This is a genomic window from Thioalkalivibrio sp. ALE9 (genome assembly GCF_000377445.1).
Lineage (GTDB): Bacteria > Pseudomonadota > Gammaproteobacteria > Ectothiorhodospirales > Ectothiorhodospiraceae > Thioalkalivibrio.
In genome coordinates, this window is the sequence record NZ_KB898130.1 from 15,044 (window position 1) to 28,787 (window position 13,744).

16 protein-coding genes are annotated in these 13,744 nt (G+C 68.5%); 10 read left to right on the forward strand and 6 right to left on the reverse strand.

Going from position 1 to position 13,744, the window contains the following annotated elements; genetic code table 11:
• Positions 1-61 precede the first annotated feature (61 nt).
• The 4 genes from amrB to D106_RS0110815 all read left to right on the forward strand — a co-directional run bounded on the left by amrB (position 62) and on the right by D106_RS0110815 (position 3,125).
• The gene (amrB, locus tag D106_RS0110800; protein WP_018866114.1) at positions 62-862 is read left to right on the forward strand and encodes an AmmeMemoRadiSam system protein B; all 801 of its coding nucleotides are present in this window, start codon (positions 62-64) and stop codon (positions 860-862) included.
• Positions 859-1,437, forward strand: coding sequence for an AmmeMemoRadiSam system protein A (gene amrA, locus D106_RS0110805; protein ID WP_018880027.1), 579 nt, complete (start codon positions 859-861; stop codon positions 1,435-1,437). Before amrB ends, amrA begins: the two co-directional genes overlap by 4 nt.
• Positions 1,427-2,041 carry a rhomboid family intramembrane serine protease gene (locus D106_RS0110810; RefSeq protein ID WP_018880028.1) on the forward strand — a complete coding sequence of 205 codons (615 nt, stop codon included), beginning with the start codon at positions 1,427-1,429 and terminating at the stop codon, positions 2,039-2,041. Before amrA ends, D106_RS0110810 begins: the two co-directional genes overlap by 11 nt.
• 73 nt (positions 2,042-2,114) lie before the next feature.
• On the forward strand, positions 2,115-3,125 hold the full coding sequence (locus tag D106_RS0110815) for an adenosine deaminase (protein WP_018880029.1): 1,011 nt from the start codon (positions 2,115-2,117) through the stop codon (positions 3,123-3,125).
• A gap of 18 nt (positions 3,126-3,143) precedes the next feature.
• Here the strand turns inward: D106_RS0110815 and D106_RS0110820 are convergent, their stop codons facing one another.
• Positions 3,144-3,632 (reverse strand): PleD family two-component system response regulator, encoded by a 489-nt coding sequence (locus D106_RS0110820; RefSeq protein ID WP_018880030.1) that lies wholly within the window; start codon positions 3,630-3,632, stop codon positions 3,144-3,146.
• A 240-nt stretch (positions 3,633-3,872) separates the two neighbouring features.
• On the opposite strand from D106_RS0110820, the gene D106_RS0110825 reads away from it, so the two are divergent.
• Positions 3,873-5,234 carry a diguanylate cyclase gene (locus D106_RS0110825; RefSeq protein ID WP_018880031.1) on the forward strand — a complete coding sequence of 454 codons (1,362 nt, stop codon included), beginning with the start codon at positions 3,873-3,875 and terminating at the stop codon, positions 5,232-5,234.
• 109 nt (positions 5,235-5,343) lie between these two features.
• Here the strand turns inward: D106_RS0110825 and D106_RS0110830 are convergent, their stop codons facing one another.
• Both D106_RS0110830 and D106_RS0110835 read right to left on the reverse strand, forming a co-directional pair.
• Positions 5,344-5,805 carry an RT0821/Lpp0805 family surface protein gene (locus tag D106_RS0110830; RefSeq protein ID WP_018880032.1) on the reverse strand — a complete coding sequence of 154 codons (462 nt, stop codon included), beginning with the start codon at positions 5,803-5,805 and terminating at the stop codon, positions 5,344-5,346.
• Positions 5,806-5,933: 128 nt separating this feature from the next.
• Positions 5,934-7,466, reverse strand: coding sequence for an AAA family ATPase (locus D106_RS0110835; RefSeq protein WP_018880033.1), 1,533 nt, complete (start codon positions 7,464-7,466; stop codon positions 5,934-5,936).
• Between the two features lie 134 nt (positions 7,467-7,600).
• On the opposite strand from D106_RS0110835, the gene D106_RS0110840 reads away from it, so the two are divergent.
• The 3 genes from D106_RS0110840 (at position 7,601) to D106_RS0110850 (ending at position 9,596) form a co-directional block, all read left to right on the forward strand.
• Positions 7,601-8,293: a VTT domain-containing protein gene (locus D106_RS0110840; RefSeq protein WP_018880034.1), complete on the forward strand. Its 693-nt coding sequence runs from the start codon at positions 7,601-7,603 to the stop codon at positions 8,291-8,293.
• A 121-nt stretch (positions 8,294-8,414) separates the two neighbouring features.
• Positions 8,415-9,158, forward strand: coding sequence for a class I SAM-dependent methyltransferase (locus D106_RS0110845; RefSeq protein WP_018876359.1), 744 nt, complete (start codon positions 8,415-8,417; stop codon positions 9,156-9,158).
• Between the two features lie 117 nt (positions 9,159-9,275).
• On the forward strand, positions 9,276-9,596 hold the full coding sequence (locus D106_RS0110850; protein ID WP_018876358.1) for a hypothetical protein: 321 nt from the start codon (positions 9,276-9,278) through the stop codon (positions 9,594-9,596).
• A gap of 18 nt (positions 9,597-9,614) precedes the next feature.
• Here the strand turns inward: D106_RS0110850 and D106_RS0110855 are convergent, their stop codons facing one another.
• A complete protein-coding gene (locus D106_RS0110855) occupies positions 9,615-11,051 on the reverse strand; it encodes a diguanylate cyclase (RefSeq protein ID WP_018876357.1) in 1,437 nt (478 codons plus the stop codon).
• 170 nt (positions 11,052-11,221) lie between these two features.
• Between D106_RS0110855 and D106_RS0110860 the strand changes: the two genes are divergently transcribed.
• Both D106_RS0110860 and D106_RS0110865 read left to right on the forward strand, forming a co-directional pair.
• Positions 11,222-12,235, forward strand: coding sequence for an MDR family oxidoreductase (locus D106_RS0110860; RefSeq protein ID WP_018880035.1), 1,014 nt, complete (start codon positions 11,222-11,224; stop codon positions 12,233-12,235).
• Positions 12,236-12,293: 58 nt separating this feature from the next.
• The gene (locus tag D106_RS0110865) at positions 12,294-12,644 is read left to right on the forward strand and encodes a hypothetical protein (protein WP_018866101.1); all 351 of its coding nucleotides are present in this window, start codon (positions 12,294-12,296) and stop codon (positions 12,642-12,644) included.
• Between the two features lie 38 nt (positions 12,645-12,682).
• Here D106_RS0110865 and trxC read toward each other — a convergent pair whose 3' ends face one another.
• Both trxC and D106_RS0110875 read right to left on the reverse strand, forming a co-directional pair.
• Positions 12,683-13,117, reverse strand: coding sequence for a thioredoxin TrxC (gene trxC / locus D106_RS0110870; protein WP_026279188.1), 435 nt, complete (start codon positions 13,115-13,117; stop codon positions 12,683-12,685).
• A gap of 35 nt (positions 13,118-13,152) precedes the next feature.
• A complete protein-coding gene (locus D106_RS0110875) occupies positions 13,153-13,710 on the reverse strand; it encodes a hypothetical protein (protein ID WP_018866099.1) in 558 nt (185 codons plus the stop codon).
• Between the last annotated feature and the right edge of the window lie 34 nt (positions 13,711-13,744).

Sequence of the window (13,744 nt, forward strand, 5' to 3'; positions counted from 1 at the left end):
CCCTTGAATATGAGGCCGAAACCCCGATATTCAACGACATAATGTCCGACGGAGACCTCCAATGAGCGCCCCGCTCCGCGTCCGCGAGCCCGCTATCGCGGGACAGTTCTACCCGGCCGACCCCGCCGAGCTGCGGGCCACGGTCACCCGGCTGCTGGATGCCGTCCGGCCGGCACCCGACGCGGCGCCGCCCAAGGCCCTGATCGCCCCGCACGCCGGCTACCCCTACTCCGGCCCGGTGGCGGCCTCGGCTTATGCCCGCATCCGCCCGCTGGCGGGCCGCATCCGGCGCGTGGTGCTGCTGGGCCCGTCGCATCGCGTGCCCTTCCACGGGATCGCGACCACCACGGTCACGGCCTACCGCAGCCCCCTGGGCGACGTCCCCGTGGATCACAAGGCGCTGGATACCATTGCGGGGCTGCCCGGCGTCCAGGCACTCGACGTCGCCCACGGCCCGGAACACAGCCTGGAGGCGCACCTGCCGTTCCTGCAGGTGGCCCTGGGGTCCTTCGAGCTGGTACCGCTGGTGGTCGGGGATGCCCCCGCGGAACAGGTTGCGAACGTACTGGAACGCCTGTGGGGCGGCCCGGAGACCCTCGTCGTGGTCAGCTCGGATCTCTCCCATTTCCATGACTACGCCACGGCGAGCCGCCTGGATGCCGCCACCACCCGGGCGATCGAACGCCTGGACGAACACGCGCTGGGCCCGGAACAGGCCTGCGGCTGCCGCCCGCTGGCGGGTCTGTTGCGTCTGGCGCGGCAGCGGGGTCTCGCCATTACCACTCTGGACCAGCGCAACTCCGGCGACACCGCCGGCCCACGCGACCAGGTGGTCGGCTACGGCGCGTGGATGCTGCAATGACGCCCGTCATCGAACTGTCCGCGCCGGCGCGTGAGCGCCTGCTGGAACTCGCAGCGGACGCCATCCACCGGGCCGCGCACGACCATGCCGCCGACGGTATCGCGCTCGCGGAGGAGCCCGCCCCGCTTGCCGACCCGGGCGCCAGCTTCGTGACCCTAAAGCGGGGGGATGCCCTGCGCGGCTGTATCGGCAGCCTGGAGGCCCATCGCCCCCTGGCCACGGATGTCCAGCACAACGCCCGGGCCGCCGCCCTCCATGATCCGCGCTTTCCCCGCCTGCGCCCGGAGGAACTCGTCGGGCTCGAGTATTCGGTGACCCTGCTAAGCGCCGCGCACCCCGTGGATGCCCCGCATCGAGAGGCCCTGCTGCAGCAGTTGCAGCCCGGGCGCGATGGCCTGGTCATCCAGGCCGGGACGCGGCGGGCGACCTTCCTGCCCGCGGTGTGGGAGCAGCTACCCGATCCCGAGGCCTTCCTCGATGCCTTGCTGCAGAAGGCCGGGCTGGGGCATGACGGCTGGACAATGGGGCTCCAGGCCTGGCGCTACAGCTCGCAGGAGTTTGCCGGTGAACTTTGAACCCAGCATCACCCTTTACATCGTCATTGCCACGGTCGTGATCTCGCTGCTGGCATGGCAGAACCCGCGCTGGCTGCAGGCGATGATCCATCACCCACCGTCGGTGCAACGCGGCCAGTACTGGCGCCTGGTGACCCACGGCTTCATCCATGCCGACGGCACCCATCTCGCGTTCAACATGATCACGCTGTTCTTCTTCGGCATGGCCATGGAGCGCGTGCTGGTGCCCGAGATCGGCATGGGTGGCTTCGTCCTGTTCTATCTGGCCGCCATCGTGCTCGCCAGCCTGCCCAGCCACCTGCGCCATCTGCGCGATCCCGGCTACCGCTCCCTGGGGGCCTCTGGTGCGGTGTCCGCGGTGCTGTTCGCCTACATCCTGCTCCAGCCGTGGTCCCTGCTGTTCGTGTTCTTCATCCCGGTCCCGGCCATCGTGTTTGCCGCGGTCTATATCGGCTACTCGCTCTACGCCCAGCGACAGAATCGCGACAACATCAACCACAGCGCCCATCTGTGGGGCGGCGCCTGGGGCGTGGCCTTCATGCTCTGGCTGGAGCCCGGCCTGCTGGCGCGGTTCTTCCGCGAGCTGCTCGCGCCCCTCGGCTGACCCGGGGTACTTGCGGCCCGGACGCCGCCGGCCTAGTTTCGGCGGCTGTCGATACCCAGGGACCGGACCCGCCATGCAAGACGCCATCGCCACCCTGCCCAAGGTCGAGCTGCACCTGCACATCGAGGGCACGCTGGAGCCCGAGCTGATGTTCGCCCTGGCCGAACGCAACGGGGTCGAGCTGCCGTATGCCTCGGTCGAGGACGTGCGCGCGGCCTACCAGTTCCACGACCTGCAGTCCTTCCTGGACATCTACTACGCCGGCGCCCGCGTGCTGCTGACCGAGCAGGACTTCTACGACCTGACCCGGGCCTACCTCGAACGCTGCCAGGCGGATCACGTCCGCCATACCGAGATCTTCTTCGATCCGCAGACGCACACCGAGCGCGGCGTGGCATTCGCGACCGTCATCGACGGCATCCGCCGGGCGCTCGCCGATGGCGAGCGCGAACTCGGCATTACCAGCCGGATGATCCTCTGCTTCCTGCGTCATCTGAGTGCGGACGCGGCCATGGAGACCCTGGAGACGGCACTGCCATGGCGCGAACATATCCATGCAGTCGGCCTCGATTCGGCCGAGCTGGGCAACCCGCCCGAGCGCTTCCAGGCCGTGTTCGACCGGGCCCGCGCCGAGGGCTTCCCCGCGGTGGCCCATGCCGGTGAGGAAGGCCCGCCGGAATACATCTGGCAGGCACTGGACGGGCTCCGGGTCGCGCGCATCGACCACGGGGTGCAGGCCGAACAGGACCCGGCGCTGATGGAGCGACTGGCGCGCGACCGGATCCCGCTCACGGTCTGTCCGCTGTCCAACATCAAGCTGTGCGTCTTCGACCGCCTGGAAGACCACAACCTGAAACGCCTGATGGATGCCGGGCTGTGCGTCACCATCAATTCGGACGACCCGGCCTATTTCGGCGGCTATGTGGGGGAAAACTTCCGCGCGACCGCCCAAGCCCTGCAACTGGGTCCCGACGACCTGGAACGCCTCGCGCGCAACGCCGTCGACGCCGCGTTCCTGGAGCCCGAAGCACAACAGCGTCTGCACGGCGAGATCGACGCCTGGCGCGCCCGTCTCGCGGACTGACGGCGGTCGACGACTTCTCTACCCGGAAAACCGGAGCGGACGCGCCGGCAGGCGACCCTGCTCCACCAGGCGCTCGATCCGCGAGAAGACCTCGCCGCGACCGAAGGGTTTCTTCATGAAGTCATCGGAGCCGATGCGATCGAGGAAGAACTGCTCCACCGCGTCCTCGTTGCCGCTGATCATGATCACCGGCACCTTCGCGGTGGCCGGGTCCCGGCGCAGCTGACGCAGCATGGCAAACCCGGTCATCCCGGGCAGGATGATGTCGAGAAAGATCAGGTCCGGCGGGTTCTCGCGGGCCAGCGCCAGGGCCTGCTCGGCATCGCCGGCCCCCACCGGCTCCATCTCGTTTTGCCGGAGCATGCTGGAGAGCAGTGCGACCACGGTGCGCGAATCATCCACCACCAGCACACGCAGCCCGCGCGCGGCCTCCCGGCGTGCCTTCCTGCGCCGTTCGCCAGCCTTGCCAAAACGCAGCAGACTCCCCATTCGCTGCAGATAGCTCATGCCGGACTCCCTTCCTGATCCAATGGACGTGGCGCCCCCCGTCTGACTGCATTGTTCCTCCCCCCGCAGGCCCTGTCCACCGCGCCCGTTGCTTCGGTTTGAACAGCAGCGCAAAGGCGCGCATCATCCGGGTTTTCGTGCGGATGCCTGAACGGAGTCGGAACCCGCCATGAAGACCAATACAGCCCGGCCACAGCCCACGCGCGCGCCCCTGCGGCGCCCGGCCGCGGGAGGCCCGGCATGAAGATCCTCGTCGTCGACCGCTCGCGGGTCTTCCGGGCGCTGTGGAGCCGCATGGTCCTGGCCGCCGGGCACAAGCCGATCATGGCCAGCAGCGGGGCCGAAGGGCTTGCCCGCATCGAGGAAAACGACCTGGAACTGGTCTGCGCCTCGATCACCCTGCCCGACATGACCGGCGTGGAATTCTGCCGCCGGGCCCGCGCCAGGGCCGCTGGCCATGACCTGCCCCTGATCCTGCTCACGACCCAGCACGACCACGACATCCGCCGTCAGGCATTCGAGGCCGGCGCCACCGACCTCCACGACAAGACCAACATCCGTGACCTGTTCCATCAGGCCGCGCGCTACGGGCGGCCGGTGGAACACGCCCACGAGGGGAACGTCCTGTACGTGGAGGACAGTCCCACCGTCGCCCGCGTGATGATCCGCATCCTCGAGGGCATGGGCCTGGAGGTCGCGCACTTCCGCAGCGCCGACGAGGCCCTGCAGGCCTTTGACCGGGGCACCTGGGACCTGGTGCTCTCCGACATCCTGGTCGAGGGCGAGATCAGCGGGATGGGGCTCGTCAGTCGGCTACGCCAGCAGTTCCCCGACAAGACCAGCCTGCCGATCGTGGCCATGTCCGGCCTGGACGACCAGAACCGGCGCGCCGAACTCTTCCGCCTCGGCGTCAACGACTTCGTGACGAAACCCGTGCTGGAGGACGAGGTCCGCGCCCGCATCGGGAACCTGCTGGCCAACAAGCGGTTGTTCGAGGAGGTCCAGGACCAGCGCCAGAAGCTCTACGACATGGCAATGATCGATCCGCTGACCGGACTGCGCAACCGCAACGTCCTGGCCGAATGCGCCGCGCGGTTCTTCGCCGAGGCCAACCAGAACGACATCCCGCTCAGCCTGATCCTGCTGGACATCGACCACTTCAAGCAGATCAACGACACCCATGGCCACCTGGTCGGGGACGAGGTCCTGGTCGGCGTCGGCGAACTCCTGCGCACCACCGGACGCGAGAGCGACGTGGCCCTGCGTTTCGGGGGCGAGGAATTCCTCCTGGTACTCCCGGAATGCGACCTGTTCGATGCCCACACCCGCGCGGAGGAGCTGCGCCAGCAGCTGCGTGAACTCGAACCCGCCGGGCTGACCATTACCGCAAGCTTCGGCGTCACCAGCCGCCCGGCCGGGCGCGAGGTCAGCATGAACGACCTCTTCCGGGTCGCCGACCAGGCCGTCTACCAGGCCAAGGGCGAAGGCCGCGACCGCGTGGTCTCGCGCACCCTGGACGGCCCGGGCGACCCCGACCTGCCGGACAGCCCACCCGATGCCGCCCCGGGGGCCGGACAGGCAAGCCCGCAACCCGTCAACTAGCGAGACGCCGAGGCCATCGCACACGCGCCGGGGCTCGAAAAACCCGATGCGCCCACGCGAACGCGTGTGTTGATCCGCACGGCCCGGGTCATCGGGCGCGATGCGCCCATCAGCTCTGAACGCGCCAGCTGCCGTCCGCCTGCCGGCAGGCCGTCCCGTATACCTGCTCGGTCTGGCCGCCGATCACCGCGTCAATGGTGTATTCGCGGCACGGGCCGGCCGTGGTCTCGTAGGTTCGGGTCGGCACCACGGTATACTGATTGCCACTGTCGGGATTGACCCATCGCGAGGGCACACCCGTGCGCACACTCTCCAGAGTCTGGGCCGTCTTCAGGCGGTCCACCTCGTCCATGGACTGGCCCACCGAGCCACCGATCGCCGCACCGGCCAGAGTCCCGGCGATGATGGCGGCCGTGCGGCCACGTCCGGATCCGACCTGCGAACCGAGCACGCCGCCCAGCACGCCACCGATCACCATCCCGGCCTGCTCCTGCGAGCCCTGATAGGTCGCACAGCCGCCGAGCCCCAGGGTCGCCGCCAGGACGATCACGAAAGAAACATTGCGCCACATGAGCATTCCTCCACCGGCGACCCGACCCTGAACCCGCGGGGGACCGGCGCCGGCTTCGGCGTCCCCCTGCTCCGAGTATAGGCGGCCAGGCGGCGGGTCTCCGGGGCCCGACCCGGAGACCCGGTCGGTCAGCCGGGCGGCTTCGGCGGGGAGGCCGCGGCACTCTTGGGCTCCGGCTTGGAGGCGTTGATCGCGCGCTGGAACACCCAGCTCTTGATCTCGCGGATCTGCTCCACCATAGTCCGCGACAGCGGTACCGTGTTGATCACGTTACGGATCACGTCGCGCTGGTTGAACACCCGGCCTTCCTGGTAGGCGTCGATGCGCGCCGACTTCACCGCCTGTTCGATCTCGGCCCCGCTCCAGTCCTCGGTACTGGCCGCCATGTAGTTCAGGTTGAAGTCCTCGAGGTGGCCGCCATGGCGCTCGATATGGATGCGCAGGATCTCCTTGCGCTCCTCCACGTTGGGCAGGTCGAGGAAGAACAGCTGGTCAAAGCGCCCCTTGCGCATCAGTTCGGCCGGGAGCTGCTGGACACGGTTCGCGGTCGCCGCCACGAACACGCGTGGCGACTTCTCCTGCAGCCAGGTGAGGAAGCTCGAGAAGATATTCACATTGCCGGCGCTGCCGGCGGCGTGGCTGTCGAAGCCAAAGGCATTCTCCAGCTCGTCCACCCACAGCACCATGGGCGCGATTTCCTCCGCGATACGGGTGGCCCGGGCAAAGGCGTATTCCGGGGTGCCGAAACTGCCGGACAGCACCAGGCTCATGTCCAGCCGCACCAGCGGCAGCCCCCAGGCGGTGGCGATGGCCTTGGCGGCCATGCTCTTGCCACAGCCGCTGACCCCCATGAACAGCACCCCGGCGGGCAGCGGAACGTTGTCGTTCCAGGCCTTCTCGGTGAACAGGTCGGCGCGCGTGCGCACCCATTCCTTGAGATTCTCCAGGCCCCCGATGTCCTCCAGCGAGCGCTGTGGCGGATAGAACTCGAGACAGCTCTCCTTGCGCAGGATCTGGCCCTTCTCCTCCTGGATCTCGGCCAGCATCTCGGCCTCGGGCAGGGGCTGGCCGCGGAACAGCCGCGCGCTCAGATGCCCGACCTCGTTCAGGGACAACCCGCGCATCCCCGCCGCGAGGCGGAACAACTGCTCGCGCGGGATCGCCTCGGCGCCATGGGTGTGCTCGAGCTGCTCCAGCACCTCGGCCTCCGAGGGCAGGTCCACCTCGACCAGGAAGATCTCCTTTTTCAGGATCTCCGGCAGCTTCAGCAGAGGACAGCTGAGGAACACCACGTTGCGACCCTTCTTCAGCTGGTAGTAGAGATCGCGCACCCCGCGCACCAGTGCCGGGTTGTCGTCGAACCAGGTCGGCAGGTCTTTCAGCAGCACCATACGCGGCGCTTCCGTCTCCCCTGCCGCCACCCGCGCCACCGCCGCGACCGGATCGGTGGTCGGCGCGTCCGGGTCATCGTGTTCCCCGAACCCGTGGCTCGCCGACCAGACCTCCAGGTGACCGTCCTCGCCGTAGAACGAGCGCGCGACCGAGCGCAGCAGCCGCTCCATCCGATCCTCGTCCCAACCCAGCAGGTAGAACACCGGATAACGCGACTTGAGCCCGCGCAGGATTTTGTGTGCCGTCCGATTCTCCAGCTTCTTGCTCAATCCGTCGCTCCTTCGAGGTACTCCGTCGAGTGTACCCATCCATCACGGCACTGCGGGAGAACACTGATCATCCACGCCGCCCGTGCGCATCGTCTACCCTGAAACCATCGGCCCGCCGCAGCCACGGAGACCCCATGCCGCCAGCCCACCGCCGGATCGCGCGCGCCACCCTGGGGCGTGGCGTGCTGGTCCTGCTGATCGCACTGGGCATCGGCAGCGCACTGTGGATGGGGGACCCGGCCCGCCTGCTGGCCTGGGGCGAGACCTTCGCGGGCGGCCCCTGGGCCACCGCCGGGCTGGTGCTACTGATGGCGCTGATGCTCGTCTTCGCCCTGCCGGGCACGCTGGTCATATGGCTGATCGCCCCGTTCCACCCGCCGCTGGTCGCCGTCGGCCTGTTGCTGATTGGCAGCACGAGCGGTGCCTGGGGGGCCTACCGGGTCGCCGCCCGCCTGGCGCGCACCGAACGCGAGGGCCACGAGAACAACTGGCTGACGGATTTCCTGCGGCGCCACGGGCACGTCGCTATGCAGATGGCGCTTCGCGTGTTCCCCGGTTTCCCGCATTCGATGATCAACTACGCCGGCGGGGCCCTCGGCCTGCCACTGGGCGGCTTCCTGCTGGCGGCCGTGCTCGGCCTGGCCGTCAAGTGGGGCGTCTACGCCACCGCCATCCACGAGGCCACGGATGCCATCACCACCGGCGAGGTCCTGCAGGCCCGGACCCTCCTGCCGCTGGTCGTCCTGGCGATCTTCCTGTTGCTCGGCTCGGTGCTGCGCTACTGGATTCAGCGCCAGCACTCGCGCCGGCGGGCGGGCCGACCATGACGGCGTGCCCATGCGGTCGCCCCCCTCAAACCGAGAACGGTTTCCCGCTACACGCCCGCAAACCTGTCACCGTCCGCCAGGTTCGTTAGACTGTCGTCCCGCATTCCAGCACGCCCTCTACGTGACTCGAGAGCCCTCCCCACAACCCTGTTCGGACATCGGCGACGTCAATCAGCGTTTCTATGATGGCCTGTGGGCGGATACCCGCCTGGTAGCCCCCGAGCGCTTCAATACCTGGACCCTGGTCTCCAGTCTCGCGGCATCCCGTGAGCGCCGCCTCGAAGTGGGGCCCGGCATGCGCCCGCGACTGCCCATCGCGGACACCCACTTCGTCGACATCAGCCCGCCGGCCCTGGCCGCACTGGACCATCGGGGCGGTGTCACCCAGACCGCCCCGATCTCCGCCCTGCCCTATGCCGACGACCGCTTCGACCTGGTGTGCGCACTGGACATCATCGAACACGTGGAGGACGACGAGGCGGCCCTTGGCGAACTCTCGCGGGTGGCCGCGCCCGGGGCCCGGGTGCTGCTTTCGACCCCGCTGCACCCGGAATACTGGACCCCGTTCGACGACATCGTCGGCCACTACCGGCGCTACGAGCCGGCGCATCTGATCCAGCTACTCGAATGCCACGGGCTGACGATCGAACAAAGCGCGATCTTCGGGATGAAGCCGAAATCCTCGCGCCTCACCGATCTCGGGATGTGGTTCCTGCAGCGACACCGGCCCGTCGCCATGAAGGTCTACAACCGTTTCCTGATGCCGCTGGGCCTGCGCCTGCAGAAGCCGCTCGCACTGAGCCCCGGCATGGTGCCCACCGCGGGAGTGGAAGAGGTCTTCCTGGTCTGCCGCCGCGAACCCTGAGATCCGCCGGCCGCGCCCCGGGCCAGCCAAAAACCCGGCCTTTCCTCATGCCCGCTTGAAGGAACCACCCGCCCCGGCGTAATGTCTCCTGAAGCAAGACTCCCGAGAGACCATCCGATGCTCGATCTGCTGCGTTCACGTTCCACCTACCGCGATCAGCGCTTCCAGCTGTCCCTGCTGGTGCTGGCCACGGGCTTCGTGCTGACCGTGCAGAACCCCGAGGCACAGGAATCCGCCGCCGAGCTGTTCTCCAAGGTCGAGTTCCCGAATCTGGCCCAGGTCCAGGACATGCGGCCGCAATTGCCGCCGCCGTGGATGGAAGGCGACCAGTTCGTCAGCGAGGACAGCGAGGCCACGCCCGTCGTACCCCTGCTGGAGCGCACCGACGCGCGCTCGCCCGACCCGCGCGAGCGCCCGACGCGCTCAACCGGCGAATAGCGACTCGGGCGCGGCCACTTACAGCCCCGCTGCGCAGACCCGGTTGCGCCCCTCGCGCTTGGCGCAGTAGAGCAGCCGGTCCGCCTCGCCCAGCAGAGCCTCCGGGGTCGTCGAACGCGCCCCGCTCACCGTACTGACGCCGAGACTGACCGTCACCGTAGCGGTTACGTTATCCGGATGTTCCAGTTGCAGGGCCTCCACCTCGCGGCGCACCCGCTCGCCGACCGCGCGGGCACCCTCCAGCGTGGTGTCCGGCAGGATGCAGGCAAACTCCTCCCCCCCGTAGCGCGCAACCAGATCCGTCGGCCGGTGTGCCGCCTCCCGCAGCACCCGGGCCACCTGGCGCAGACAGTCATCCCCGCGCTGATGCCCGAAGCGGTCGTTATACGGCTTGAAGTGGTCGATATCGATCATCAGCAGTGCCAGATTCACCTCGCGGCGAGAGCGGCATTCGCGCTCCAGCACGGCGTCGAATTCGCGTCGGTTCGCCAGCCCGGTCAGGCCATCCACCCGCGCCTGGCGCGCCAGTTCGGCCTCCGCCTGCTTGCGGGCGAAGGTACCGGCGATGATGTCGGCCACCACCTGCAGGGTGGCGATCTCTTCGGGGCTCCATTCGCAGCGCCGGTTCACCGAGTCGAAACCCAGCATGCCGAAGGCGTTCTGATCACTGATCAGCGGGATCAGCAACAGGGACTCGATCATCTGGCGGCGGAACTCGGCCTGCTCCACCGCGGCCTCCGGGGGGAGGTCGTCCACATCGGGCACGTGCACGGTATCGCGGCGCCGGATGTGACCGGTCACCCACCCATGGGACTCCATGGGAATGCCCTGCATCTGGTCGAGGAACGGCTGGACGCCGGGGGCACACCACTCGTGCACCAGGTCCATAGTCGCCCCGTCCGGACGGAACCGGATCACATAGGCACGGCCCGTCTGGAAGAACTCGCCGAGATCCCGAAGTACCTCCGTTACGGCCGCGTCCACTGCGTCCGCCGCGAGGTCGGCGAACCGGGCGGAGATCGCGGACACCAGCGCCTGCAGCCGCTGCTGGCGCTGGGCCCTTGCCTCCAGGTGCTTGCGGCGGGTGATGTCCTCGGCGATCGCACTGGCCCCGATGAGCGTGCCGTCATCATCGAAAAACCGCTGGGCCGCCCACGACAGCGTGCGCGCCTCGCCGCTGCGCGTCCGGATCGTGGTCTCCAGACCCGCAATCTCGCGCCCGTCGCGGATGATGGCCTCCACCTCCTCCTGGATCGCCGCGCGATAAGCGGCGTCGGGGTAAAGCCATTCCCAGATCGCGGCATGCCCCACGACGTCCTCGCGCCGATAGCCGCTGATCCGCTCCGCCGCGCGATTCCAGAGCGTCACCCGCCCCTCGGTGTCCAGGGTGTTCACCCACACCGGGGCATGCTCGATGATCAGGGTGTGGAAACGCGTGTGGAGATCGTCCGCCATGGCCATCCTCGCACAGGGATACCTGTCGGCACGCACCGCGCAATCGTTCGACGGAGCCCGTCCACGATGCTCGCCCATACTCTGGAGGGTAGCAACATTCCCGCCGCGCGGGTCCCGCGCTCGCACCTTTGTTAGGCTCTCCGTCCCATCCGTACACCACGCCAGACCGCATGACCGATACCTTCAAGGCCCTGATCCTCGAACACACGCCCGATGGACCGCGGGCGACAATCCGCCCACTCCAGCTCGATGACCTGCCCGCCGGCGAGGTCCTGTTGCGGGTGCACTATTCCGGGCTGAACTACAAGGACGGCATGATCCTGCAGGGCCAGGGGAACCTGGTCCGGGACTACCCGCACGTGCCGGGCATCGACCTGGCCGGCACGGTCCTCGAGTCCGCGGACCCACGCTACCGCCCGGGCGACCCTGTTGTGCTGACCGGCTACCGAGTGGGCGAGACCCACTGGGGCGGCTACGCCGAACGCGCCCGCGTGCAGGCGGACTGGCTCGTCCCGCTGCCTGCGGGCTACAACGCTCGCCAGGCCATGGCCGCGGGCACCGCCGGCTTTACCGCCATGCTGGCGATCCAGGCCCTGGAGGACCACGGCCTGCAGCCGGACGCCGGCGAGGTCCTGGTCACGGGTGCCTCCGGCGGCGTGGGCAGTATCGCCGTACGCCTGCTGGCCCGCCTGGGCTACACGGTCACCGCCGTCACCGGCCGCACGGAGAACGCCGACTACCTGCAACAGCTGGGTGCGTCGACGATCCTGCCCCGCGCCGACCTGGCCGATGCCCCGACCAAGCCCTTGCTGCGCGAACGCTGGGCCGGCTGCGTTGACACGGTGGGGGGCGACATGCTGGCCCATGTACTCGCCGGCATGGGCTATGGAACCTCGGTGGCGGCCTGCGGCCTGGCCGGGGGGCCACAGCTCAAGACCACGGTCCTGCCGTTCCTGTTGCGCGGCATCAACCTGCTGGGGATCGACTCGGTGCTGTGCCCCGCCGAACGACGGCGAGAGACCTGGGAACGCCTGGCCGCATTGCTCCCCGGCCACGATCTGGAGGCGATGGCCACCGAGATCGGGCTGGACGACCTGCCGCATTACGGCGAGCAGATCCTCGCGGGACAGATTCGGGGACGCACGGTAGTGCGCCTGGATCCGCAAGTCGCTGGCGACTCCTGATATCCCCGGGCCACCTCGAACCGGCTATGCTCGCGGACAGACCACCCAGGAGATCCCCATGACCGTACTCGCGTCCCGCCTGAAGTCCATCCGCGACCGCCTCGCCGAACTGGAAGCCATGGCCCGGGAGGACCGAGCGGAGGCCGCCCACCGCCTCACCGCCGAACTGACGCGGGAACTCAATCAGGCGCTGGAGGAGGCCTCCGGCTCCACGGACGGCGAGCCCGCGCCGACATCCGGCGAACCCCGTCCGCCGCGCGACCCGGTCGAGAAATGCCCGCGCTGCACCCTGCGCAGTTTCACCTTCCAGGACGGCACCATCCGCGAACGCCCGGACGAACCGGGACACTTCGAGGCCCAGTACCAGTGCATGAGCTGCGGCCACGAGGCCTGGCGCCGACTGGGCTAGCAAACACGGGCCGCTGGACGCCGGGCCCGGACCAATGTCTACACCTGCCCCCGCGTCCAGCGCACGATATCCGCCGCGCCCATGGCCCCCGCCTGGCGGGCCAGCTCGCGGCCGCCGCGGAACAGCGCCAGCGTCGGGATGCTGCGGATCCCGAACTGCTGCCCCAGATCGGGTGCTGCCTCGGTGTTCACCTTGGCCAGCCGCACGGTGGGCTCCAGCTCCCCCGCCGCCTGCCGAAACTGCGGCGCCATCATCTTGCAGGGACCACACCAGGGCGCCCAGAAATCGACCAGCAGCGGGATATCGTTGCGCTCGACGTGCCGCCGGAAATTCGTGCTCGTCAGTTCCGCCGGTTCGCCGACGAACAACGGCTGGTGACACTGGCCACACTTCGCCCCGGCGCCAAGGCGCGCGGCGGGGATTCGATTGACCGCATCGCAATGCGGACACACCACATGCAGGGACTCACTCACAGCAGCACCTCGCCATTACCACCCGACGGACCACTTCATTCTACTCCGCGCCGCGGCAGCAACCACCCGAACAGAAGATGGGTCAACCACCAGACCCCGGTACAAAAAGCCATCACCACGCCCAGCCACGTGACCGGATGCATCCACTCCTGGACCTGGCCGCCCGGCCCCAGGACCCAGTTCACGTTGTTCTCGGGGTCCGCCAGCGCAAAGGTCAGCAGCAGGATGGCCCAGCCCAGAACCGCCATGTAGCGCCAGGCGCGCGGGTCGTAACCCAGGCGCCAGACCAGCCAGATCAGCACGAACGGCAGCGGCAGGTGGTACAGCGACAGCAGGCGCACGAACAACGGAATCTCGGGGTTGAACATGTAGTGCACGATGCCCAGCGGCGCCCAGCCCCAGACCAGCATGCTGAGCAGGAAGTCCAGCACCCAGCCCAGCTCCAGCAGGACCACGGCCACCAGCATCATGCTGGCCAGGCGACGGCTCTCCAGCCAGGCCGCGAGCAGCCCGCCCAGCAGCGCGACGTTGGAAAACCACAGGAAATTGAACCACCCGTGCACGGCCGCGTAGATCGGCACCAGCACCAGCACAAAGGCGAGATAGGCCCACTTGAACCCGCGGGGA